The 17,046-nt window shown below is 65.9% G+C and carries 16 protein-coding genes; 6 read left to right on the top strand and 10 right to left on the bottom strand.

Going from position 1 to position 17,046, the window contains the following annotated elements:
* The first annotated feature begins 73 nt into the window (after nt 1-73).
* The 3 genes from Atep_RS10445 to Atep_RS10435 all read left to right on the top strand — a co-directional run bounded on the left by Atep_RS10445 (nt 74) and on the right by Atep_RS10435 (nt 1,965).
* Nucleotides 74-400 (top strand): hypothetical protein, encoded by a 327-nt coding sequence (locus Atep_RS10445; protein ID WP_213378472.1) that lies wholly within the window; start codon nt 74-76, stop codon nt 398-400.
* Nucleotides 401-583: 183 nt separating this feature from the next.
* Nucleotides 584-931 carry a HAMP domain-containing protein gene (locus Atep_RS10440; RefSeq protein ID WP_213381554.1) on the top strand — a complete coding sequence of 116 codons (348 nt, stop codon included), beginning with the start codon at nt 584-586 and terminating at the stop codon, nt 929-931.
* A gap of 245 nt (nt 932-1,176) precedes the next feature.
* Nucleotides 1,177-1,965, top strand: a complete 789-nt coding sequence (locus tag Atep_RS10435; protein ID WP_213378471.1) for a DUF2189 domain-containing protein — start codon at nt 1,177-1,179, stop codon at nt 1,963-1,965.
* Nucleotides 1,966-1,967: 2 nt separating this feature from the next.
* Here the strand turns inward: Atep_RS10435 and Atep_RS10430 are convergent, their stop codons facing one another.
* The 8 genes from Atep_RS10430 to Atep_RS10395 all read right to left on the bottom strand — a co-directional run bounded on the left by Atep_RS10430 (nt 1,968) and on the right by Atep_RS10395 (nt 8,334).
* Nucleotides 1,968-2,636 (bottom strand): sulfotransferase family 2 domain-containing protein, encoded by a 669-nt coding sequence (locus tag Atep_RS10430; protein ID WP_213378470.1) that lies wholly within the window; start codon nt 2,634-2,636, stop codon nt 1,968-1,970.
* 19 nt (nt 2,637-2,655) lie between these two features.
* Nucleotides 2,656-3,618 (bottom strand): tyrosine recombinase XerC, encoded by a 963-nt coding sequence (xerC, locus tag Atep_RS10425; protein WP_213378469.1) that lies wholly within the window; start codon nt 3,616-3,618, stop codon nt 2,656-2,658.
* A gap of 13 nt (nt 3,619-3,631) precedes the next feature.
* The gene (locus Atep_RS10420) at nt 3,632-4,327 is read right to left on the bottom strand and encodes a DUF484 family protein (RefSeq protein WP_236786125.1); all 696 of its coding nucleotides are present in this window, start codon (nt 4,325-4,327) and stop codon (nt 3,632-3,634) included.
* 10 nt (nt 4,328-4,337) lie between these two features.
* On the bottom strand, nt 4,338-5,180 hold the full coding sequence (gene dapF / locus Atep_RS10415) for a diaminopimelate epimerase (RefSeq protein ID WP_213378468.1): 843 nt from the start codon (nt 5,178-5,180) through the stop codon (nt 4,338-4,340).
* Nucleotides 5,177-5,848 carry a class I SAM-dependent methyltransferase gene (locus Atep_RS10410; protein WP_213378467.1) on the bottom strand — a complete coding sequence of 224 codons (672 nt, stop codon included), beginning with the start codon at nt 5,846-5,848 and terminating at the stop codon, nt 5,177-5,179. Before Atep_RS10410 ends, dapF begins: the two co-directional genes overlap by 4 nt.
* Complete coding sequence (gene lysA / locus Atep_RS10405; protein ID WP_213378466.1) at nt 5,845-7,116, bottom strand: diaminopimelate decarboxylase; 1,272 nt, start codon at nt 7,114-7,116, stop codon at nt 5,845-5,847. Before lysA ends, Atep_RS10410 begins: the two co-directional genes overlap by 4 nt.
* A 21-nt stretch (nt 7,117-7,137) precedes the next feature.
* Complete coding sequence (gene lptM, locus Atep_RS10400; protein ID WP_213378465.1) at nt 7,138-7,350, bottom strand: LPS translocon maturation chaperone LptM; 213 nt, start codon at nt 7,348-7,350, stop codon at nt 7,138-7,140.
* Nucleotides 7,351-7,461: 111 nt separating this feature from the next.
* A complete protein-coding gene (locus Atep_RS10395) occupies nt 7,462-8,334 on the bottom strand; it encodes an META domain-containing protein (protein ID WP_213378464.1) in 873 nt (290 codons plus the stop codon).
* A gap of 175 nt (nt 8,335-8,509) precedes the next feature.
* On the opposite strand from Atep_RS10395, the gene Atep_RS10390 reads away from it, so the two are divergent.
* Both Atep_RS10390 and Atep_RS10385 read left to right on the top strand, forming a co-directional pair.
* Nucleotides 8,510-9,634: a DegT/DnrJ/EryC1/StrS family aminotransferase gene (locus tag Atep_RS10390; RefSeq protein WP_213378463.1), complete on the top strand. Its 1,125-nt coding sequence runs from the start codon at nt 8,510-8,512 to the stop codon at nt 9,632-9,634.
* A gap of 76 nt (nt 9,635-9,710) precedes the next feature.
* A complete protein-coding gene (locus Atep_RS10385) occupies nt 9,711-11,021 on the top strand; it encodes a diguanylate cyclase (RefSeq protein WP_213378462.1) in 1,311 nt (436 codons plus the stop codon).
* A gap of 22 nt (nt 11,022-11,043) precedes the next feature.
* Here Atep_RS10385 and hrpA read toward each other — a convergent pair whose 3' ends face one another.
* The gene (gene hrpA, locus Atep_RS10380; protein WP_213378461.1) at nt 11,044-14,973 is read right to left on the bottom strand and encodes an ATP-dependent RNA helicase HrpA; all 3,930 of its coding nucleotides are present in this window, start codon (nt 14,971-14,973) and stop codon (nt 11,044-11,046) included.
* Nucleotides 14,974-15,344: 371 nt separating this feature from the next.
* Between hrpA and Atep_RS10375 the strand changes: the two genes are divergently transcribed.
* The gene (locus Atep_RS10375) at nt 15,345-15,527 is read left to right on the top strand and encodes a hypothetical protein (RefSeq protein WP_213378460.1); all 183 of its coding nucleotides are present in this window, start codon (nt 15,345-15,347) and stop codon (nt 15,525-15,527) included.
* Nucleotides 15,528-15,546: 19 nt separating this feature from the next.
* Here the strand turns inward: Atep_RS10375 and Atep_RS10370 are convergent, their stop codons facing one another.
* Entirely contained in the window at nt 15,547-17,019 is a 1,473-nt protein-coding gene (locus Atep_RS10370; RefSeq protein ID WP_213378459.1) for a 2Fe-2S iron-sulfur cluster-binding protein, read from the bottom strand.
* Between the last annotated feature and the right edge of the window lie 27 nt (nt 17,020-17,046).

The raw sequence follows: 17,046 nt of genomic DNA, 5'->3' as shown, positions 1-17,046 counted from the left end.
CGATGTCGGGGATGCCGTACAACGAGCATCACCTGCTGATCGATGCCGGTCTGGAGCCCGAAGCGCTGACTATGTGCTGGAACAGACACAACGCGAAAAATCCGCCGCGATCGCCGCCTTCGTGGCCGTCACCCGGCGCGGTTGGGAGCAGGCCTTCGCCGACCCGGAGGGCGCACTCGATCTCGTGCTCCAGCACCAGCGCGCGGCGCATGTACCGGCCAATCGCATCCATCAGCGCTGGATGCTGGAACAGATCCGTGCAGCCATGGGTGAGCCGGGCGAACAGGGCTGGGATTGGCGACTGCACCCCGAGGATGTCGAGCGGGTCGGCGAAGCCTTGCAGCGTCTGGAGATGATCGACACCATGCCGGCCGATATCGAACGTCTCGGAGTCCAATGATGGCGCGTCTCTCTGGAATCGGAGCATGGCTGGTGCTTTCGGTGATGCTGTGCGTGACCATCATTCTCGGTACCGGCCTGGGTACGAGCTGGGGGCCGGCAACACCCAACTGATCGCGACCTTCTCACAGCCCGAGGACGAGCTGTTCGACGACATCAATCATCTCCGACCGGCAATGCCGCGATCGTCGCCGGCCTGGGTCTGTCGGCCTCACTGCTGATCGTATGGCTGATCGCGCGCTCCATCAGCCGCCCGCTGTGCGCGCTCGCCGACTCGACCGACCACATCGCCAAGGGCGATTTCGACGCCCCCTTGCCCGAGGTGAGGCGGCGCGACGAGGTCGGCACGCTGACCGGGGCCTTCGCGGCCATGCGCACGGCACTGCGCCGGCACATCGAGCGGCTCAGGACGACGACGGCGGTCAAGGAGCATATCGAGAGCGAGCTGACGATCGCGCGCGACATCCAGATTCGGAGGCGCGTCTGCTCGACACACTCGCGTCCGCGCCCCGACAGGATCTTGCGGACCTGATCCGGAGTCTGCTGAGCCGTGTCCAGTCCTGCGCCGGCGAGACGCCCCAGTTCGACGACAGCACCCTGCCGGCGATCGAGTATCGCGGCTCGGAATCGATCGCTCCCGGTTTTCTGCGGTCGAGCGTTGAACTCCGTCCAAGTCGTCCCCACCAGAGAACGACGCGCCTGTCCCAGGCTTTTAATGATATGTATTGTGTTCGGGCGCGTTCCATAACGATTAGAACACTCTGGAGGAGCCTGCCGATGCCACACGTCATGACGGCCGATCGATTCGACGGCCAAGCGGGTCTGAACGTCTCGACCATCGATTTCAGCCATCCTTGGGAATGGCTGCGCAAGGGCTGGTCCGATGTGCGTGCCGCACCCGGTTACAGCCTGACCTACGGCACCGGGATCGTGCTGCTCAGCCTGCTGATCACCACGCTGATGATCGTCGGCGAGCTGACCTTTCTGGTGCCCTTCCTGATCGCCGGGTTCTTTCTGATGGCGCCGATGCTGTCGATCGGGCTCTATCAGATGAGCGCCCATCTGGAGCGCGGCGAGTCGCTGGAGTCCTGTCAGGCGCTGGAGGCGTTCAAGCGTAATCAGGGGCAGTTGGGGATGGTCTCGGCCTTTCTGTTCGTGACCCTGCAAGCCTGGCTGGTGGTCTCGCTGGTGTCGATCGCGTTGCTGTTCAATGATCCCTTCCCGACGCTCGACAACTTCCTGCCGGTCGTGTTCTTCTCGGGGGATCACCTGCTCCTGCTGGCGACCATCACCGTCATCGGCGCCGGCTTTGCGGCCGTCGTCTTCGGCATCATGGCCATCACCGTGCCCTTGCTCACCGACCGGCACGTCGACGCCCTGACCGCTATGCGCACCAGCGTGCGCGCCGTGACGCAAAATCCCGGCCCCATGCTGCTCTGGGCCGGGTTGATCGTGCTGATCGTGGGCGCGGGGCTGGCGACCTTCTATCTGGGACTCTTCATCGCCATCCCGCTCGTGGGGCACGCCAGTTGGCATGCCTATCGCGATCTGGTGCCCAGTCCCTGATCTCAGGGATCGACGGGATCGAAGCGGTAGTCGAGCATCCGGATGTCGCGCGCGAACCGGCGCGCGACCAGCTCGGCGGTTTCGTCGTCGTAATAGCTGCGGTAGTCGCGCTTCCGATCCCGAGCCTGACGTTCGTGGGGTAGGGCGGGAGTGCGGATGCCGATGCGCTCGCAGACGGTCGCGAAGTCATCATGCAACCGCTCGTAGCGCCCGATGAAGTCGACGACGATCGTGCCGCCGAGATCGATCAGATAGTCGGTCTGGAGCGTGATCGAGGTATCGATGTGATACTGATAGGGCCGCTCCGGATCGAGCTTCCAGCGCAGAAAATCCTCGAAGGTCTCGTGTCCGCCGAGATACTGCGGCCGTTCGCGCCGGATGTGATGGAAAGAGCTGACCTGGAGATCCCAGGGATTGCGCACGAAGGCGAACTTGAACAGGCTGTCGAAATACTCTTTAGGCAGTAGCTCCTTGGCCGCGACCACCTTGGCGTGACGCGGCAGCTTGGCGGCGATCCGGTGTCCGCTCAGATGGCTGAAGCGGCTGCACAGGAACATCGGGTAGTACCAGGGATCGCGCCAGCGTAGCCCTTCGAGTGCGGCGCGCACGCTGGTGCCGCCGGTCTTGGCGATGTGGACGAACAGGAAGCGGTATTTGGGTGACAGGAGCATGGTGGATTCGTCGCTTCGATCAGGTCCGCTCGTCCGGTTTCGATGACTTCCGGCGCGCGCGCGGATGCGCCTGATCATAGACCTGAGCCAGATGCTGGAAGTCGAGATGGGTATAGATCTGGGTCGTGCCGATGTCGGCATGGCCGAGTAGTTCCTGCACGGCGCGCAGGTCGCCGGAGGATTCCAGCAGATGGGTCGCGAAGCTGTGTCTGAGCAGATGCGGGTGCAGATGTTGACTGGCGCCCCGTTCGACCGCCCAGCGTTCCAGCCGCTTCTCGACCGTGCGCGGATGGATGCGCCCGCCGCGCAGACTGACGAACAGCGCCCGCTCGTCGCGATCGGCCAGCGCCGGACGCACCGCCAGCCAGCGTTCGATCGCCTCGCGTGCCTTCCGACCGACCGGAACCCGCCGGCTCTTCGACCCCTTGCCGATCACGCCCAGCTCGCCGTCGCGCATGTCGATGTCGCCCAGATTTATGCTCACCAACTCGGCCAGACGCAGACCCGAGGAATAGAACAGTTCGACCATGGCCGTGTCGCGGATCATGAGCGGATCTTCGTCCACCGGATCGAGCAGGGCACCGAGCTGATCGGCGTCGAAGGTGTGCGGAAGCTTGCGCGGACTCTTGGGCGCGCGGAGGCCGACGGCCGGATTGGCCACGGCCTGATTCTCGCGCAACAGCCAGCGATAGAACCCGCGCAGGCTGGAGAGTTCGCGCTGGAGCGTCTTGCCCGAGACGCCCTGACGATGGCGCCAGGCGGTATAGCGTCGGATGCCGGCCTCGTCGAGCCGCTCGATCGACCCCGCGTCCCGCTCGCCCTGAGCGGCGAGCCAGGCGGCGATCTGGGTCAGATCGTGCCGATAGGCGCGGACCGTATGCTCGGACAGCCGTCGCTCGTGCGCCAGATGCGCGATGAAACGCTCGATCCGAGTCGTATCGATCGCGGTTTGCGCGGTCGGTTCGTCCGGGCGTGTGGGCATGGTCGGCGGCGGATCAGTGCGGTGCGCAGTCGCCGAGACGCACCGTCCTGAGCTTCCGGCTGATGACCTCGCCGAGCCGGTTCAGGAAGTCGGTGCCCATCTCGGGGCTGAAGCGGGTGGCATCCGAGCTGCCGATGGCGATGATGCCGGACTGGCCGTCGGCCTGGATCGGGATGATGGCGGCCGAGTGGATACCCGCGCCGCCGTCGCCGAAGAGGGCGAGCGCGCGTTCGGGACTCAACGGACCGCAGAGTGCGTTGCGACGGTCTATGAAGTCGGCAAAGGCGTTGACCAGTGGATCGTGCGGCCGGCTTTCGAGGGTCGCAAGCGAGAAAAGCTTGAACGCCAGTGCCTCGGCGTGGAACTCGCGCAGCAGGGTCTCGCGTAGCAGGCGACAGAGATGCTCGGGGTCATCGACCGTCATCAGTTGCAGGAACAGACCATGCAGACGGATCGCCAGGGCTTCGTTCCGGCGCGCACGCGCGATGAGATGGACGAGCCGGTTGCGCTCGATCGCGAGCTGGCGGCGCAGGACGCGAACCTGATACTCGATCAGCGACACCGCGCCCCGGATGCCGTGCGGCACCTCGATGATGCTCAGCACCTCGGGGTGACGGGCGAGGAAGTCCGGATGGGCGATGAGATAGTCGACGACCTGTCGTTCCTGGTCGAACGCCTCGTCCCGGCTGTGTTCGGCCTGATGCATCATGCAGGTTCCCTCATCGTTCGATCTCGCCCTCGAAGACATTGACGGCCGGCCCCGTCATCCAGACAGGATGCCCAGGACCGCGCCATTCGATCACCAGTTCGCCGCCGGGCAGCGCGACCCGCACCCGCTCATCGAGCCGTCCGCGCCGGCGTCCGCTGACCACGGCGGCACAGGCGCCGGTGCCGCAGGCGAGCGTCTCGCCCGCGCCGCGCTCGTGCACGCGCAGCCGGATCGCGTTCGGTCCGAGTATCTGCATGAAACCGACGTTCACCCGGCGCGGGAAGTCCGGATGATGCTCGATCAGCGGGCCGAGCGTGGCGACCGGCGCCGAGTCGACGTCGTCGACGATCAGGACGGCGTGCGGATTGCCCATGGAGAGTACGCCGATGGTCAGCTTCCGGCCTCCAGCCTCCAGCGGATAGGTCGCGTCCGGCGTCTCGGTTTCGGTCTCGACCGTGAAGGGGATGCGCGCCGGCCTGAACTCGGGCGCGCCCATGTCGACCCGAACCTGGCCATCCGGCTCCAAATAGAGCCGAATCGCGCCGGCCGCCGTGCCGACCGGGATCTCGTCCTTGTCGGTCAGACCCTGATCGCGGACGAAGCGGGCGAAACAGCGCGCGCCATTGCCGCACTGTTCGACCTCGGAGCCGTCGGCGTTGAAGATGCGGTAGTGGAAATCGGTCTCGGGCAGACGCGGCGGCTCGACCAGCAGGATCTGATCGCAGCCGACGCCGAAACGCCGATCGGCCAGACGTCGCGCGAACTCCGCATCCGGGTCGACCCGCTGGCGCACGCCGTCGAAGACGACGAAGTCGTTACCCAGTCCCTGCATCTTGGTGAAGCGCAGTCTCATGCCGGCAGATGCCCCATGACGGCGAGATGCCGATCGCTGACCACCGCGACCTCCAGCGTCTCCAGACCGGCGGCGGCGAGCTGCGCGCTCACCTCGGCCGGCTCGAAGGCGGCATAGAGCGAGTTGCGGAAATCGGTGCGCAGGATCTCGGACTCGTCGGCGGCATAACTCTCGACCAGCGCCTCGACCCAGCCGGGCGAGGCCGGGCGCATCAGATCCATGACCAGCACGGGCGCGCCGGGCTTGGCCGTCTCACGCAGCGTCCGCCACAACACGGCCGGGTCGGGCAGGTGATGCAGCAGGCTGTTGGAGATCACCAGATCATAGTGCCCACGTTCTAGCTGTTCGGACGGGATGACGTCATGCAGCAGTCGGGCGCGCGCGGCGATCTCAGGCCGGGCGTCGAGCGCACACCGGGCCAGATCCAGCATCGGGCGCGATCCGTCGAGCGCATCACAGGTCGCGCCCGGATAGGCACGCAGAAAGCGGATCACGATGTCCGCCGGCCCGCACCCGAGATCGAGCGCCGTGGCCCCGGCGAGCGATCCGGGCACCAGTCGGCGCAACAGCTCGATGAAGAGCCTGTTGGAGGCGTTGAAATCGGCCTGGGCATAGGCGAGCGCCTGGGCCTCGCCATCCATCAATTCGGGTTCGGGACGACGTTTCATGCGGCGGCGGTCAGTGTCTCGGACGGCAACAGATGTTCTCCCGCGTAGAGATCCGCGACCTGCTCGCGCTCGCGCACCAGATAGACGCGGTCGCCGTCGACCATGACCTCGGCGGTGCGCGGACGGCTGTTGTAGTTGGAACTCATGGTGAAGCCATAGGCCCCGGCCCCGCGCACCGCGACCAGATCGCCTTCCTCCAGCGCCAGGGTACGGTCCTTGCCGAGGAAGTCCGCCGTCTCGCACACCGGGCCGACCAGATCGTAACGGCTCGGATCGGCGTCGGTCTCCCGGACCACGCGCACGATCTCGTGACCGGCCTGATAGAGCGCGGGCCGCATCAGGTCGTTCATGGCCGCGTCGAGGATGGCGAAATGCTTGTGCGACCCGTGCTTGAGATACTCGACCCGCGTCAGCAGCACACCGGCGTTGCCGACGATGGCACGTCCCGGTTCCAGGATCACTTCATAGGGGCGATCGGACAGCAGATGGCTCATGGCGGCGGCATAGGCGGCCGGTTCCGGCGGATGCTCCTCACGATAGCGGATGCCGAGTCCGCCGCCCAGATCCAGATGCTCGATGGCGATCCCCGAAGCGCACAGCCGGTCGGCCAGCGCCAGCACCCGTCCGAGCGCGTCGATGAAGGGCGCCAGATCCGTCAGTTGCGAGCCGATGTGATAGTCGATCCCAATGACCTTCAGGTTCGGCATCGCGGCGGCGAGCGCATAGATCGACTCGGCCTCCTGGATGTCGATGCCGAACTTGTTCTCCTTCAGGCCGGTGGAGATGTAGTGGTGGGTCTGGGGATCGACGTCCGGGTTGACGCGCAGCGACACCGGCGCCCGAACCCCGAGTTCACCGGCGATCCGGTCGATCCGGGTCAGCTCGGACTCGGACTCGACGTTGAAGCAGCGGATGCCGACCTCCAGCGCGCGCCGGATCTCGTCGGCACGCTTGCCCACGCCCGAGAAGACGACCCTGGCCGGATCGCCGCCGGCGGCCAGCACCCGTTCCAGCTCGCCGACCGAGACGATGTCGAAGCCCGACCCCAGCCGCGCGAGCACGTTCAGGACCGCGAGGTTGGAATTGGACTTGACCGAAAAGCAGATCAGGTGCGGATGATCGCGAAAGGCGCGTTCGAAGGCGTGCCAGTGGCGTTCGATCGTGGCGCGCGAATAGACATAGCAGGGCGTGCCGAAGCGCTCGGCGATCTCGGTGAGCGGCACCTCCTCGGCGTGGAGGAGTCCGTCGCGGTCGTTGAAGTGATCCATGCGTGTCGGGGAATCTGAGTGTTAGGGTTGAGAGGTGTCGGCATTCACCCCGGACTCCGGCGGCACCGGCAGCGGGGTTGGGACATCGGTGCCCGGCGGCACGTTGGATCTGGTGGACTCGGACGCCGGTTCGGGCAGGTAGAGGTCGCCCTTCTGACCACAGGCGCCGAGCATGGCGAGCGTGCCGAGTACGACGACGATGAGGATGAAGAGATTGTTCGCCCAGCAGCGCATGACCGGCCCCGATCCGTAAAGCGTGGTTTGGACGTGTGAGTATACCCGAACGTCCTGCGATGTTTCGGTTCGACGCCCGAGCCGATGCGAAGGAATACGAGGGTGCGGGTGTCACTCGGCAGGCGCGGCCCGCAGACGTGCCAGGGTCGTGCCCTTTGCATCCAGCAGGAGCAGACGCCCGTCCTCGATCCGATAGGCACTGACCCGCCCGAGCAACCCGGCATAGGCCCGCGCCTGCTCCGCCCGGCCATCGGTGGCGGGGCAGGCCATGCGCGTGGTCGCGATCGGCCCGAACGACAGCGACGACTTCGCGCGCGTGAAGCCGCTCAGATAGCGATTGCAGCCGTCCGAACCGCTGATCCGTCCGCGCGGGTCGAAGCTCAGGTCGATCGTGGTGCCCCGGATCGGGCCGACCAGCGTTCCCTGAGCATCGGCATAGGCTTCGAGCACCCAGTTACGTCCTTGCAGCATGTCATCCGCTCCGCTCGTCGGTGCGCCGATCCGGGTGAAGCTCAGCACAGTCTCGTCCCGATCATCCGTCAGTTCCAGGCGATCCGGCACATAGCGGTAGCCTGTCACCCTTTGGAGGGCCTTGAAGATCGCCGTTTCCTGCTTCATCAGCGGCTCGGGGCAGGCCATACGGGTCGCGGCCAGGCCCTCACCGAAGCGGAAGTCGGTACCCTCGACCTCATAGCCGCCCTGAACCCGGTTGCAGCCGGTACTGCCTGAGAATCGGCCGGCCTCGAACCTGAACTCGGTCGGGCGCGAGCGGGGTTCGACCGCGGTCGGACCGGAGTCGCTTCGATAGGTCGTCAGATGCCAGTCGAGTCCCTCGAATGGAACCGGAACCGGCTCCGGACTCGATTCCTCCTCGATCGGAGCGGATGGCGCGGAAGATTCGGGCGTCTCGCTTTGGGCCCGGACCAGCCCGGTCGACGCCAACAGCAGTCCACATCCAATGAGTGCGCGCAAGGGGTCGGGCATGATCGGACTCCGCGTTTTCTCGACGTTGCGATGAAATATAGGCCCCTGCATTGGGCAGCGCCCCTATAATCGAACGAACGATTCTCCATGCCCCCGACGACCGATGCAACACGCCCGCAGCGGTCTGGGACACCCTATCCAGAGAGACGGCGAGAGACTCGCCAAGGCGACCCGCATGCAATTCATCGACCTGAAGACCCAGTACGCCCGCATCGACCGCGATGTGAAGGCCCGCATCGAAGCCGTGCTCGACCATGGCCTGTTCATCCAGGGGCCTGAAGTCCAGGAACTCGAGGAACGGTTGGCTGAGTTCGTCGGTGTGCGTCACTGCATCGGCCTGTCGAGCGGCACGGATGCACTGCTCGCGGCCATGATGGCACTCGAGATCGGCCGTGGCGACGAGGTCATCACCACGCCCTTCACCTTCATCGCCACCGGCGAGATGATCGCGCTCCTGGGCGCGCGTCCGGTGTTCGTCGACATCGACCCCGTCACCTACAATATCGATCCGAGCAAGATCGAAGCGGCCATCACCGGACGCACCCGCGCCATCATGCCGGTCTCGCTCTATGGCCAGTGCGCCGACATGGACGCCATCGCCGCCGTCGCCGCGCGCCATCGCCTGCCGGTGATCGAGGATGCGGCCCAGAGCTTCGGTGCGAGCTATCACGGACGACGCTCCTGCGCACTCTCGCGCATCGGCTGTACCTCCTTCTTCCCGGCCAAGCCGCTCGGCGCCTATGGCGACGCGGGCGCCTGCTTCACCGACGACGACGCGCTCGCCAAGTCCCTGCGCGAGATCCGCAATCATGGCCAGGACCGGCGCTACCATCATCCGCGTCTCGGGCTGAACGCGCGTCTGGACACCTTGCAGGCGGCCATCCTGCTCGCCAAGATGGCGATCTTCCCCGAGGAGGTCGAGGCTCGCGCCCGGATCGGTGCGCGCTATACCGAACTGTTCCAGGCGCGCGGCGCGGTCGGCACGGATGTCGGCGGCGCGCCCGTGCTCACGCCCCATGTCCATCCGCACAACCTGTCGGTCTATGCCCAGTACACCATTCAGGTCGAGGATCGCGACGCCGTCGCCGCCAAGCTCAACGAACAGGGCATCCCGACCGCCGTCCATTACCCGATCCCGCTCAACGAGCAGCCGGTGTTCCATGTCGGTCTGCCGGGCGAGGACTATCCGGTCAGCGCCGCCGTCGCCCGTCGGGTGATGAGTCTGCCCATGCACCCCTATCTGGATGGGGACACCCAGGTGCGTGTCGTGGAAGCCGTGGCCGAGGCGACCGGACTCTAGCCGCCAGGCCCAACCATCCGCGCCGAGCACCCGGCGCCCCTAGGAAACCGACAACGATCGAGGTGATGTCGACGTGATGCCCACGATACCCAGCTCAACCGAGGTCGACGTCGAAGCGTCGGTTGCGGGCGAGCGTCTATTGCTGATCGACGACAGTCAGGCGATCAGCCGGTTGCTGCGTGCGCGCTGCCAGGATCTGGCCGGCGTCGAGTCCGAGATCGCCGGTTCGCTGGCCGAGGCCAGGGCTTTGCTGGCCACAGAGCCGGAGCGCTTCTTCGCGGCCGTGGTCGATCTCAATCTGCCCGACTCGCGCGAGGGCGAGGCGATCGATCTGGTGCGTGCACACGGCATCCCGGCGATCGTGCTCACGGCCCACTACGACGAGGAGATTCGCGAGCGTATGCTGGCCAAGGAGGTGGTCGACTATCTGCTCAAGAGCAGTCTGCACGAAATCGATCACGTCGCGACCCTGGTGCGGCGCATTCACCGCAACCAGCACATCAAGGTGCTGGTGGTCGATGATTCGCACTCCTTTCGCGCCTATCTGGCCAAGCTGCTCGAACTGCATCGTCTCCAGGTGCTCCAGGCCGAGAACGGGCGTGCAGCCCTTGAGATCATGAAGTCCGATCCGGGGGTCGACCTGGTCATCACCGACTACAACATGCCGGAGATGGACGGACTCGCACTCATCGGTGCGCTACGGCAGCGTCAGCCGCGCTCGGAACTGGCCATCATCGGGCTATCGGAGCAGAACTCCTCGGCGCTCTCGGCGCGACTGCTCAAGAACGGCGCCAACGACTTCATCGTCAAGCCCTTCCTGGTCGAGGAGTTCTATTGCCGCGTCATCCAGAACATCGAGCAGATCGAGCTGGTGCGCGCCATCCGCGACTCCTCGGTGCGCGACTATCTCACCGGGCTCTACAACCGTCGCCATTTCTTCAATGCCGGCGAGACTCTCCATGCGGCGGCACGGCGGCGTCAACTGGCGCTGGCGGCCGTCATGCTCGACATCGACCATTTCAAGCGCGTCAACGACACCCACGGCCATCTGGCCGGGGATCGGGTCATCAAGCAGGTGGCGAGCCTCCTGGCCTGCGGCGTGCGTCAGGCCGATCTGCTCGGGCGCTATGGCGGTGAGGAGTTCTGTATCCTGCTGACCGGGATCGATCAGGAACATCTGGCCGTGATCCTGGAGCGGCTGCGGGCCGCTGTCGAATCAGCATCCATCGCGCACGAGGATCTGTCGCTGTCGGTCACGATCAGTCTGGGCGCGACCCTGGCGTTGGGCGACAGTCTGCAAGCCATGATCGACCGCGCCGATGCCTGTCTCTATCGCGCCAAGCAGGGCGGGCGCAATCGATTCGTGATCGACGATTCGGTCGAATGATCCTGCAACGCGCGTTCGAATGTCACAGCCCCAGCTCCTTCCAACGCGCCTCGATGCGTTTGACCGACACCGGACAGGCGGTGCCAAGCTGCTGGGCGAAGAGCGAGACGCGCAATTCCTCCAATAGCCAGCGGATCTCGTCCAGACGCGGATCCTGACGACCGGCCGCGCGCGCCGCCGTCTCGCGTTCGCGCCAGCGTGACTGGATTCCGGCCATCTCGCTCATCCAGCGTCGGTCGCGATCGGGCGCATGGGCCAGACGCTCGATGCGCTGTCCGATCGCCTTGAGATAGCGCGGATACTCCTTGAGATGGACATAGGGGATGGTCTGCGGAAAACCCCGGAACACCAGTGCGTCGAGCTGATCGCGGATGTCGAGCACGGAGGGCATCCAGTTGACCTGGTTGATGCTGGCCAGACGTTTGCGCAGTGCCTGGTATTCGCCCAGGATCGTCCCGATGAGCCGGCAGACCGTGTTGGCCGTCGGAAAAAGCTGAGGCTTGCAGACGGCCAGACGCTGCTCGAAGACAGCTTGGGCGCGGATCGGCAGCTGATCTTCGATGAAGGTCAGATCCAGGATGAGCGCGATCAGCTCATCGGCCAGATCGGCGGGCTGAGTCGTCGGCATCGGCGCCTTGGCATATTGCAACCGCATCCGATCCAGATCCGGCAGTTGCTTACGCAGTTGGCGAATATCGGCCCCCAGATGCAGCATGATGAGCCGCCGCAGTCCCGCCCGATGCGCGGCCGCCGCATTCTCCGTCGAGTCGAGCACCCGGATCGCCACGCTCTCGCCCTGATCGACCAGCGCCGGATAGCCGCGTAGCTTGATCCCGGCGCGCGTCAGATCCACCGACTCGGGTAGGTCGCCGAAGGTCCAGCGTGTCACCCCCTCGCGCTCCAGAGCGGGGGCGGCACTCGGAATCCGGGTGAACCCCTGAGCACCCTGCGCCGCGAACCGCCGCTTGAGCGCCAGCGGATCGTCGCCCACGGCCAGCGCCTGCCCCGACTCGTCGACCAGCCGGATCTTCATGCGCAGATGCGGCGGGATCACCGACTGATCCCAGGCGTCTTCCGGGATCCGGACGCCGCTCATGGCCCGGATCTCCTCGGCCAGCGCCTGGATCAGCGGCCGGTCGGACGGTACCAGCCGCGCCGCCAGCCGCTTGGCCGTGTCCGGGATCGGCACGAACGCCTTGCGCAGCGTCTTGGGCAGACCGCGCAGCAGGGCCGTGATGCGCTCCTCGATCAGCCCAGGCACCAGCCAGTCGAGCCGGTCGGGCGAGACCTGATTGATCAGCGGCAGCGGCACCACCAGAGTCACGCCATCGGCCGCCGCGCCCGGCTCGAAGCGGTATTCGAGCGGCAGTGCGGTGGCGCCCACCTGGAGCTGATCGGGGAAGGACTGCGCACTGATCTCCGACGCCTCATGGCGCATGAGATCGCTCAGCCGCATATGCAGGATCCTGGGCGTCCGGCGCGTGACCTGACGCAGCCAGCGCTCGAACTGAGGCGTCGAGTAGATCCCCGCCGGTACCCGCTCGGCATAGAAGGCGTAGATGGCTTCCTCATCGACCAGGATATCGCGCCGGCGCGACTTGGACTCCAGATGCCGGACGTACTCGATCAGCTCGCGGTTGTGACGCCAGAAGGGTGCGCGGGTGTCGAAATCGCCCTCGGTGAGCGCAAAGCGCAGAAAGATCTCGCGCGCCTCGGCCGGGTTGATCGGGCCATAGTTGACGCGCCGTTTGGGCACCAGGGTGACGCCGAAGAGCGTGACCTTCTCGAAGGCCGCGACCTGACCGGACTTGGCCTGCCAGTGCGGTTCGGAATAACTGCGCTGGAGCAGATGGCCGGCGGCGCGCTCGATCCAGCCCGGCTGGACGGCGGCGGCGATGCGTCCGTACCGGCGCGTGGTCTCGACCCGCTCGGCGACCATCACCCATTTCGGCGGCTTGGCGAACAGGGCGGAACTCGGATGGATCAGGAAGCGGCTGTTGCGCGCGCCCTGGAACTCGCGCTCGGCCTCGCGGAAACCGATGTTGCCGAGCAGGCCGGCCAGCAGGGCGCGGTGGATCTTTTCGTAGGCGTCAGCATCCAGTGATGGCGCTTGAGAGGCGGTAGCGGCGGATTCCTTGAAGCCCATCTCCAGCATCTGTTCGCGCAACTGGGCCTGGATGTCGCGCCACTCCTGCACCCGGTTCCAGGACAGGAAGTGACGCTGACAGAGCTTGACGAACTTGTTGCGCGAGAGCTGCCGGCGCTCTTTGTCGAGGAAGTGCCAGAGGTTGAGAAAGGTGATGAAGTCCGACTCGGGATGGCTGAAGCCGGCATGGATCTCGTCGGCGGCCTGCTGTTTGTCGTGCGGACGCTCGCGCGGATCCTGCACGCTGAGCGCGGCGGCGATCACCAGCACCTCGGAGAGACACTGATGCTCGCCGGCCGCCAGCAGCATCCGCCCGATGCGCGGATCGACCGGCAGGCGCGCGAGCTGACGTCCGAGCGCGGTCAGCTCGCGCGCCTCGTCGAGCGCCCCGAGTTCCTCCAGGGTGCGATAGCCGTCGTTGATGAGCCGCGAATCCGGCTTGTCGATGAAGGGGAAGTGCTCGATGGCGCCGAAGCCGAGCAGCTTCATCTGCAGGATGACGGCGGCCAGATTGGCGCGCGCGATCTCGGGTTCGGTGAATGCGGCGCGCGATTGGAAATTGTCCTCGCTGTAGAGCCGGATGCAGACACCGGCCGCCACGCGCCCGCAGCGTCCCTTGCGCTGGTTGGCGCTGGCCTGCGAGACGCGCTCGACCGGCAACCGTTGGACCTTGGTGCGATGGCTGTAGCGGCTGATGCGCGCGAAGCCCGGATCGACGACGTAATGGATGCCCGGCACCGTGAGCGAGGTCTCGGCCACGTTGGTGGCCAGGATCACCCGGCGCGTGCCGTGCGGCTGGAAGATGCGCGCCTGCTCCTGCGGTCCCTGACGGGCGAACAGGGGCAGGATCTCGGTCGAGGGCGGATGATGCTTGCGCAGCGTCTCGGCGGTGGTGCGGATTTCGCGCTCGCCCGAGAGGAACACCAGCACGTCGCCGCGCCCGACCTGCGCCAGCTCCTCGACCGCGTCCGAGATCGCGCGCTGCATCGGCTCGTCGCACTCGGCGGCGCTCTCTTCCTCGGGCGGACGGTAGCGCACCTCGACCGGATAGGTCCGACCCGAGATCTCGATGATGGGCGCGGGCCGACGCTCGCTGTCGGCGAAATGGCGCGCAAAACGCTCGGGGTCGATGGTGGCCGAGGTGACGATCAGCTTGAGATCGGGCCGGCGCGGCAGCAGTCCCTTGAGATAGCCGAGCAGGAAATCGATGTTCAGCCCACGCTCGTGGGCCTCGTCGATGATGAGTGTGTCGTACTCGTTGAGCCAACGGTCCTGCTGGATCTCGGCCAGCAGCATCCCGTCGGTCATCAGCTTGATCGCGGTCTCAGGGCGCACGCGATCATGGAAGCGCACCTTGTAGCCGACCAGTCCGCCGTTCTCGACCCCCAGTTCCTGCGCCACCCGACTGGCCAGACTGCGCGCGGCGATGCGCCTTGGCTGCGTATGGCCGATGCGTCCGAACCGCCCGCGTCCCAGATCCAGACACAGTTTGGGCAACTGGGTCGACTTGCCCGAGCCGGTCTCGCCGCAGAGCACGATCACCTGATGGCGCTCGATCAGTGCCGCGACCTCGTCGCGCCGCTCGCTGACCGGCAGTTCCGGCGGATACTCGATCCGGGGCACCAGTGCCTGACGCTGGGCGACCACGCTTTGGGAGGCCCGGATACAGTCCCAGAGCTTGCTTAGACCATCGTCGATCGGCTGACCGGCTCGCGCGCGTCGGCGCAGATTGCGCAGACGCGACCGGATGGAGTGACGATCGCGGATCAGACAGCCCGCGATGTCCTGGTCATTGGGTAGATCCATGAAGCCGATCTCAGATTCTTCGATTGATAGTATCCGCTGTCGGCATCAGCGGGCAGAGCGGTCCGGGCATCCGGATCGTCTTCCGCTCGGTAGCCATCGAACCAAGCCGCGCGCGTGGTGATTACAGTGAATCTCTGGGTTTGGCGCAAGATGTGCCCCGGATCTGCCGTATCGGGTCGGGCATGCGCTCTCATGCCGACTATTGAACACCCGCCACTGAAAACATATTCTTGGGACTCAATAACACTGAGCGCTCGCGCCTCTCAAGCCCGAACGACTCAGGAAGTCGGAGCCGTGCGGGCGGATACGCCCCCGAGGTCGTCTCCCAGGCTCCAGTGAGGAGAGACAGACGTTCGTTCGGAGTCAGTGCGATGGAAAAAAGACACAGAGAATTGGACGCTTGGGTGGCTTCCAAGGTGCGTGGCAATCTGGGCTACACCTATATCCGCCTCTATGCCGATGCCCCGAGCTGGGTGCGCGATGTCGCGGTCAACCGCTTCGGCAAGGGCACGGTGTTCCTGCCCCCGGAGCAGTCCAGGCCAAGGGCGGCCTGAACGCTACGAGCGAGCGCGATCAGGTGGCCGTCTCTTCGGTCGCGATCCGCTCGGCCTCGACACCTTGGGCGAGTAGTGCCGCGCGCGTCGCCCTGACCGGCTCGGCCGGCCCGGCGACATAGAAGCGCGCCCCGGTCGGCTCGGGCAGATCGGAGCGAATCAACGCGATCAGATCCTCCGCACGCCCACTCACCAGCGGCGTGAAACCGAAGTTGTCCAACGCATCCCGCAGCGCGCGTCCCCACTGGGCCTGATGATGGGCCTCCGGATACGATGTGTCCCAATAGAGCTGGAACGACTCGATGTGGTCGATCGAGACCGCATGCTCGATCAGACTCTTGATCGGCGCGATGCCGTCGCCGTGAGCGATGAAGATCGCCGGTTCCGACGCCTCGTCGTGCAGCACGAAGTCGCCGAGCGGTCCGCTGACCGTGACGAGCTGTCCCGGACGCAGCCCGCCGAACACCGCCTCCGAAAAGGCATCCGCCTGACGCCGGACATAGAACCACAGATAGCGCCCATTACAGGGACAACTGGCGATCGGCAGCTCGCGCGACTCGCCGCTCTCCAGGGTCAGGATCGCCCGCTGTCCGGCCATGAAGCGCAGCGTCTGGGTGCGCGGGGTCTGGACGTTGAGCGCGACAAGATCCGGCCCGAGCCGTTCGAGCTTGCGCAGACTCGCGCGGACTTCCTGGTAGGGCAGATCCTCGACCCGATTGGCCTCGGCGGCCTCCAGCACCAGATCGGTCACAGCCGTGTGCGAGCAGGTCAGGATATAGCCCATGGCCTTCTCGCGCTCGCTGATCACATAGTCGTGCTCACGCAGACGCCAGGTCTCGCCGCTGACCACGCGCGCCTTGCAGCCGCCACAGTTGCCGCTGGAGCAACCGTAGTTGAGCGTCAGGCCGGCGCGCACCGAGGCCTCGAGAATGGATTCGTTGCCCTCGACGAAGAAGTCGTGCCCGCTGGGTATGAGTTTGACGTTGGCGGCCATGAGTCGCAAAAAGGCATCTTTGACGATGAGTCGGGCGCGCCGGTCCGGATCGGCGTCGGCGGCCAGCCGCGCGCGTTCCCCGCGCAGCCAGTCGCGCAGCGCGAGCAGGGACTCCTCGAGCCGACCGCGCGGCAGCCGGCAGAGTTCGTCGACCTGCTCGCCGACCTGGTCCAGCAGTTCCGTGGCCGCCTCCAGCCGCGCGGCACGGTCGGCGAGACCGGCGCTCAATCCCTGGAGCCGTGAGAGCAGAACGGAGGGATCGGGCAGTGTGGTTTCGCCGGTGTTGTTGAATTTGGGGTGGGCAAGCGTCTTGATGCGGGTGGTCCGCTCCAGGGCGTCGTCGTTGGCGAGGCTGAGGCTCGGATAGGCGCGCAATAGATCGTTGATCGCCACCGCGCCCTCGAAGGTCGGGATCTCGCCGCGCCGGATGCGGGCCTGGAGTTCGGCGCGGGTGACGCCCACGAGCCGCGCGGCGCGTGAAAGGCTCAGATAGTCCATGCTCGAATCGCCTGACTGGTTGCTGAA

Source organism: Allochromatium tepidum (assembly GCF_018409545.1).
Lineage (GTDB): Bacteria > Pseudomonadota > Gammaproteobacteria > Chromatiales > Chromatiaceae > Thermochromatium > Thermochromatium tepidum_A.
Note: the sequence above shows the minus strand (reverse complement) of the source record. Positions and strands in the feature narration are given on the sequence as shown.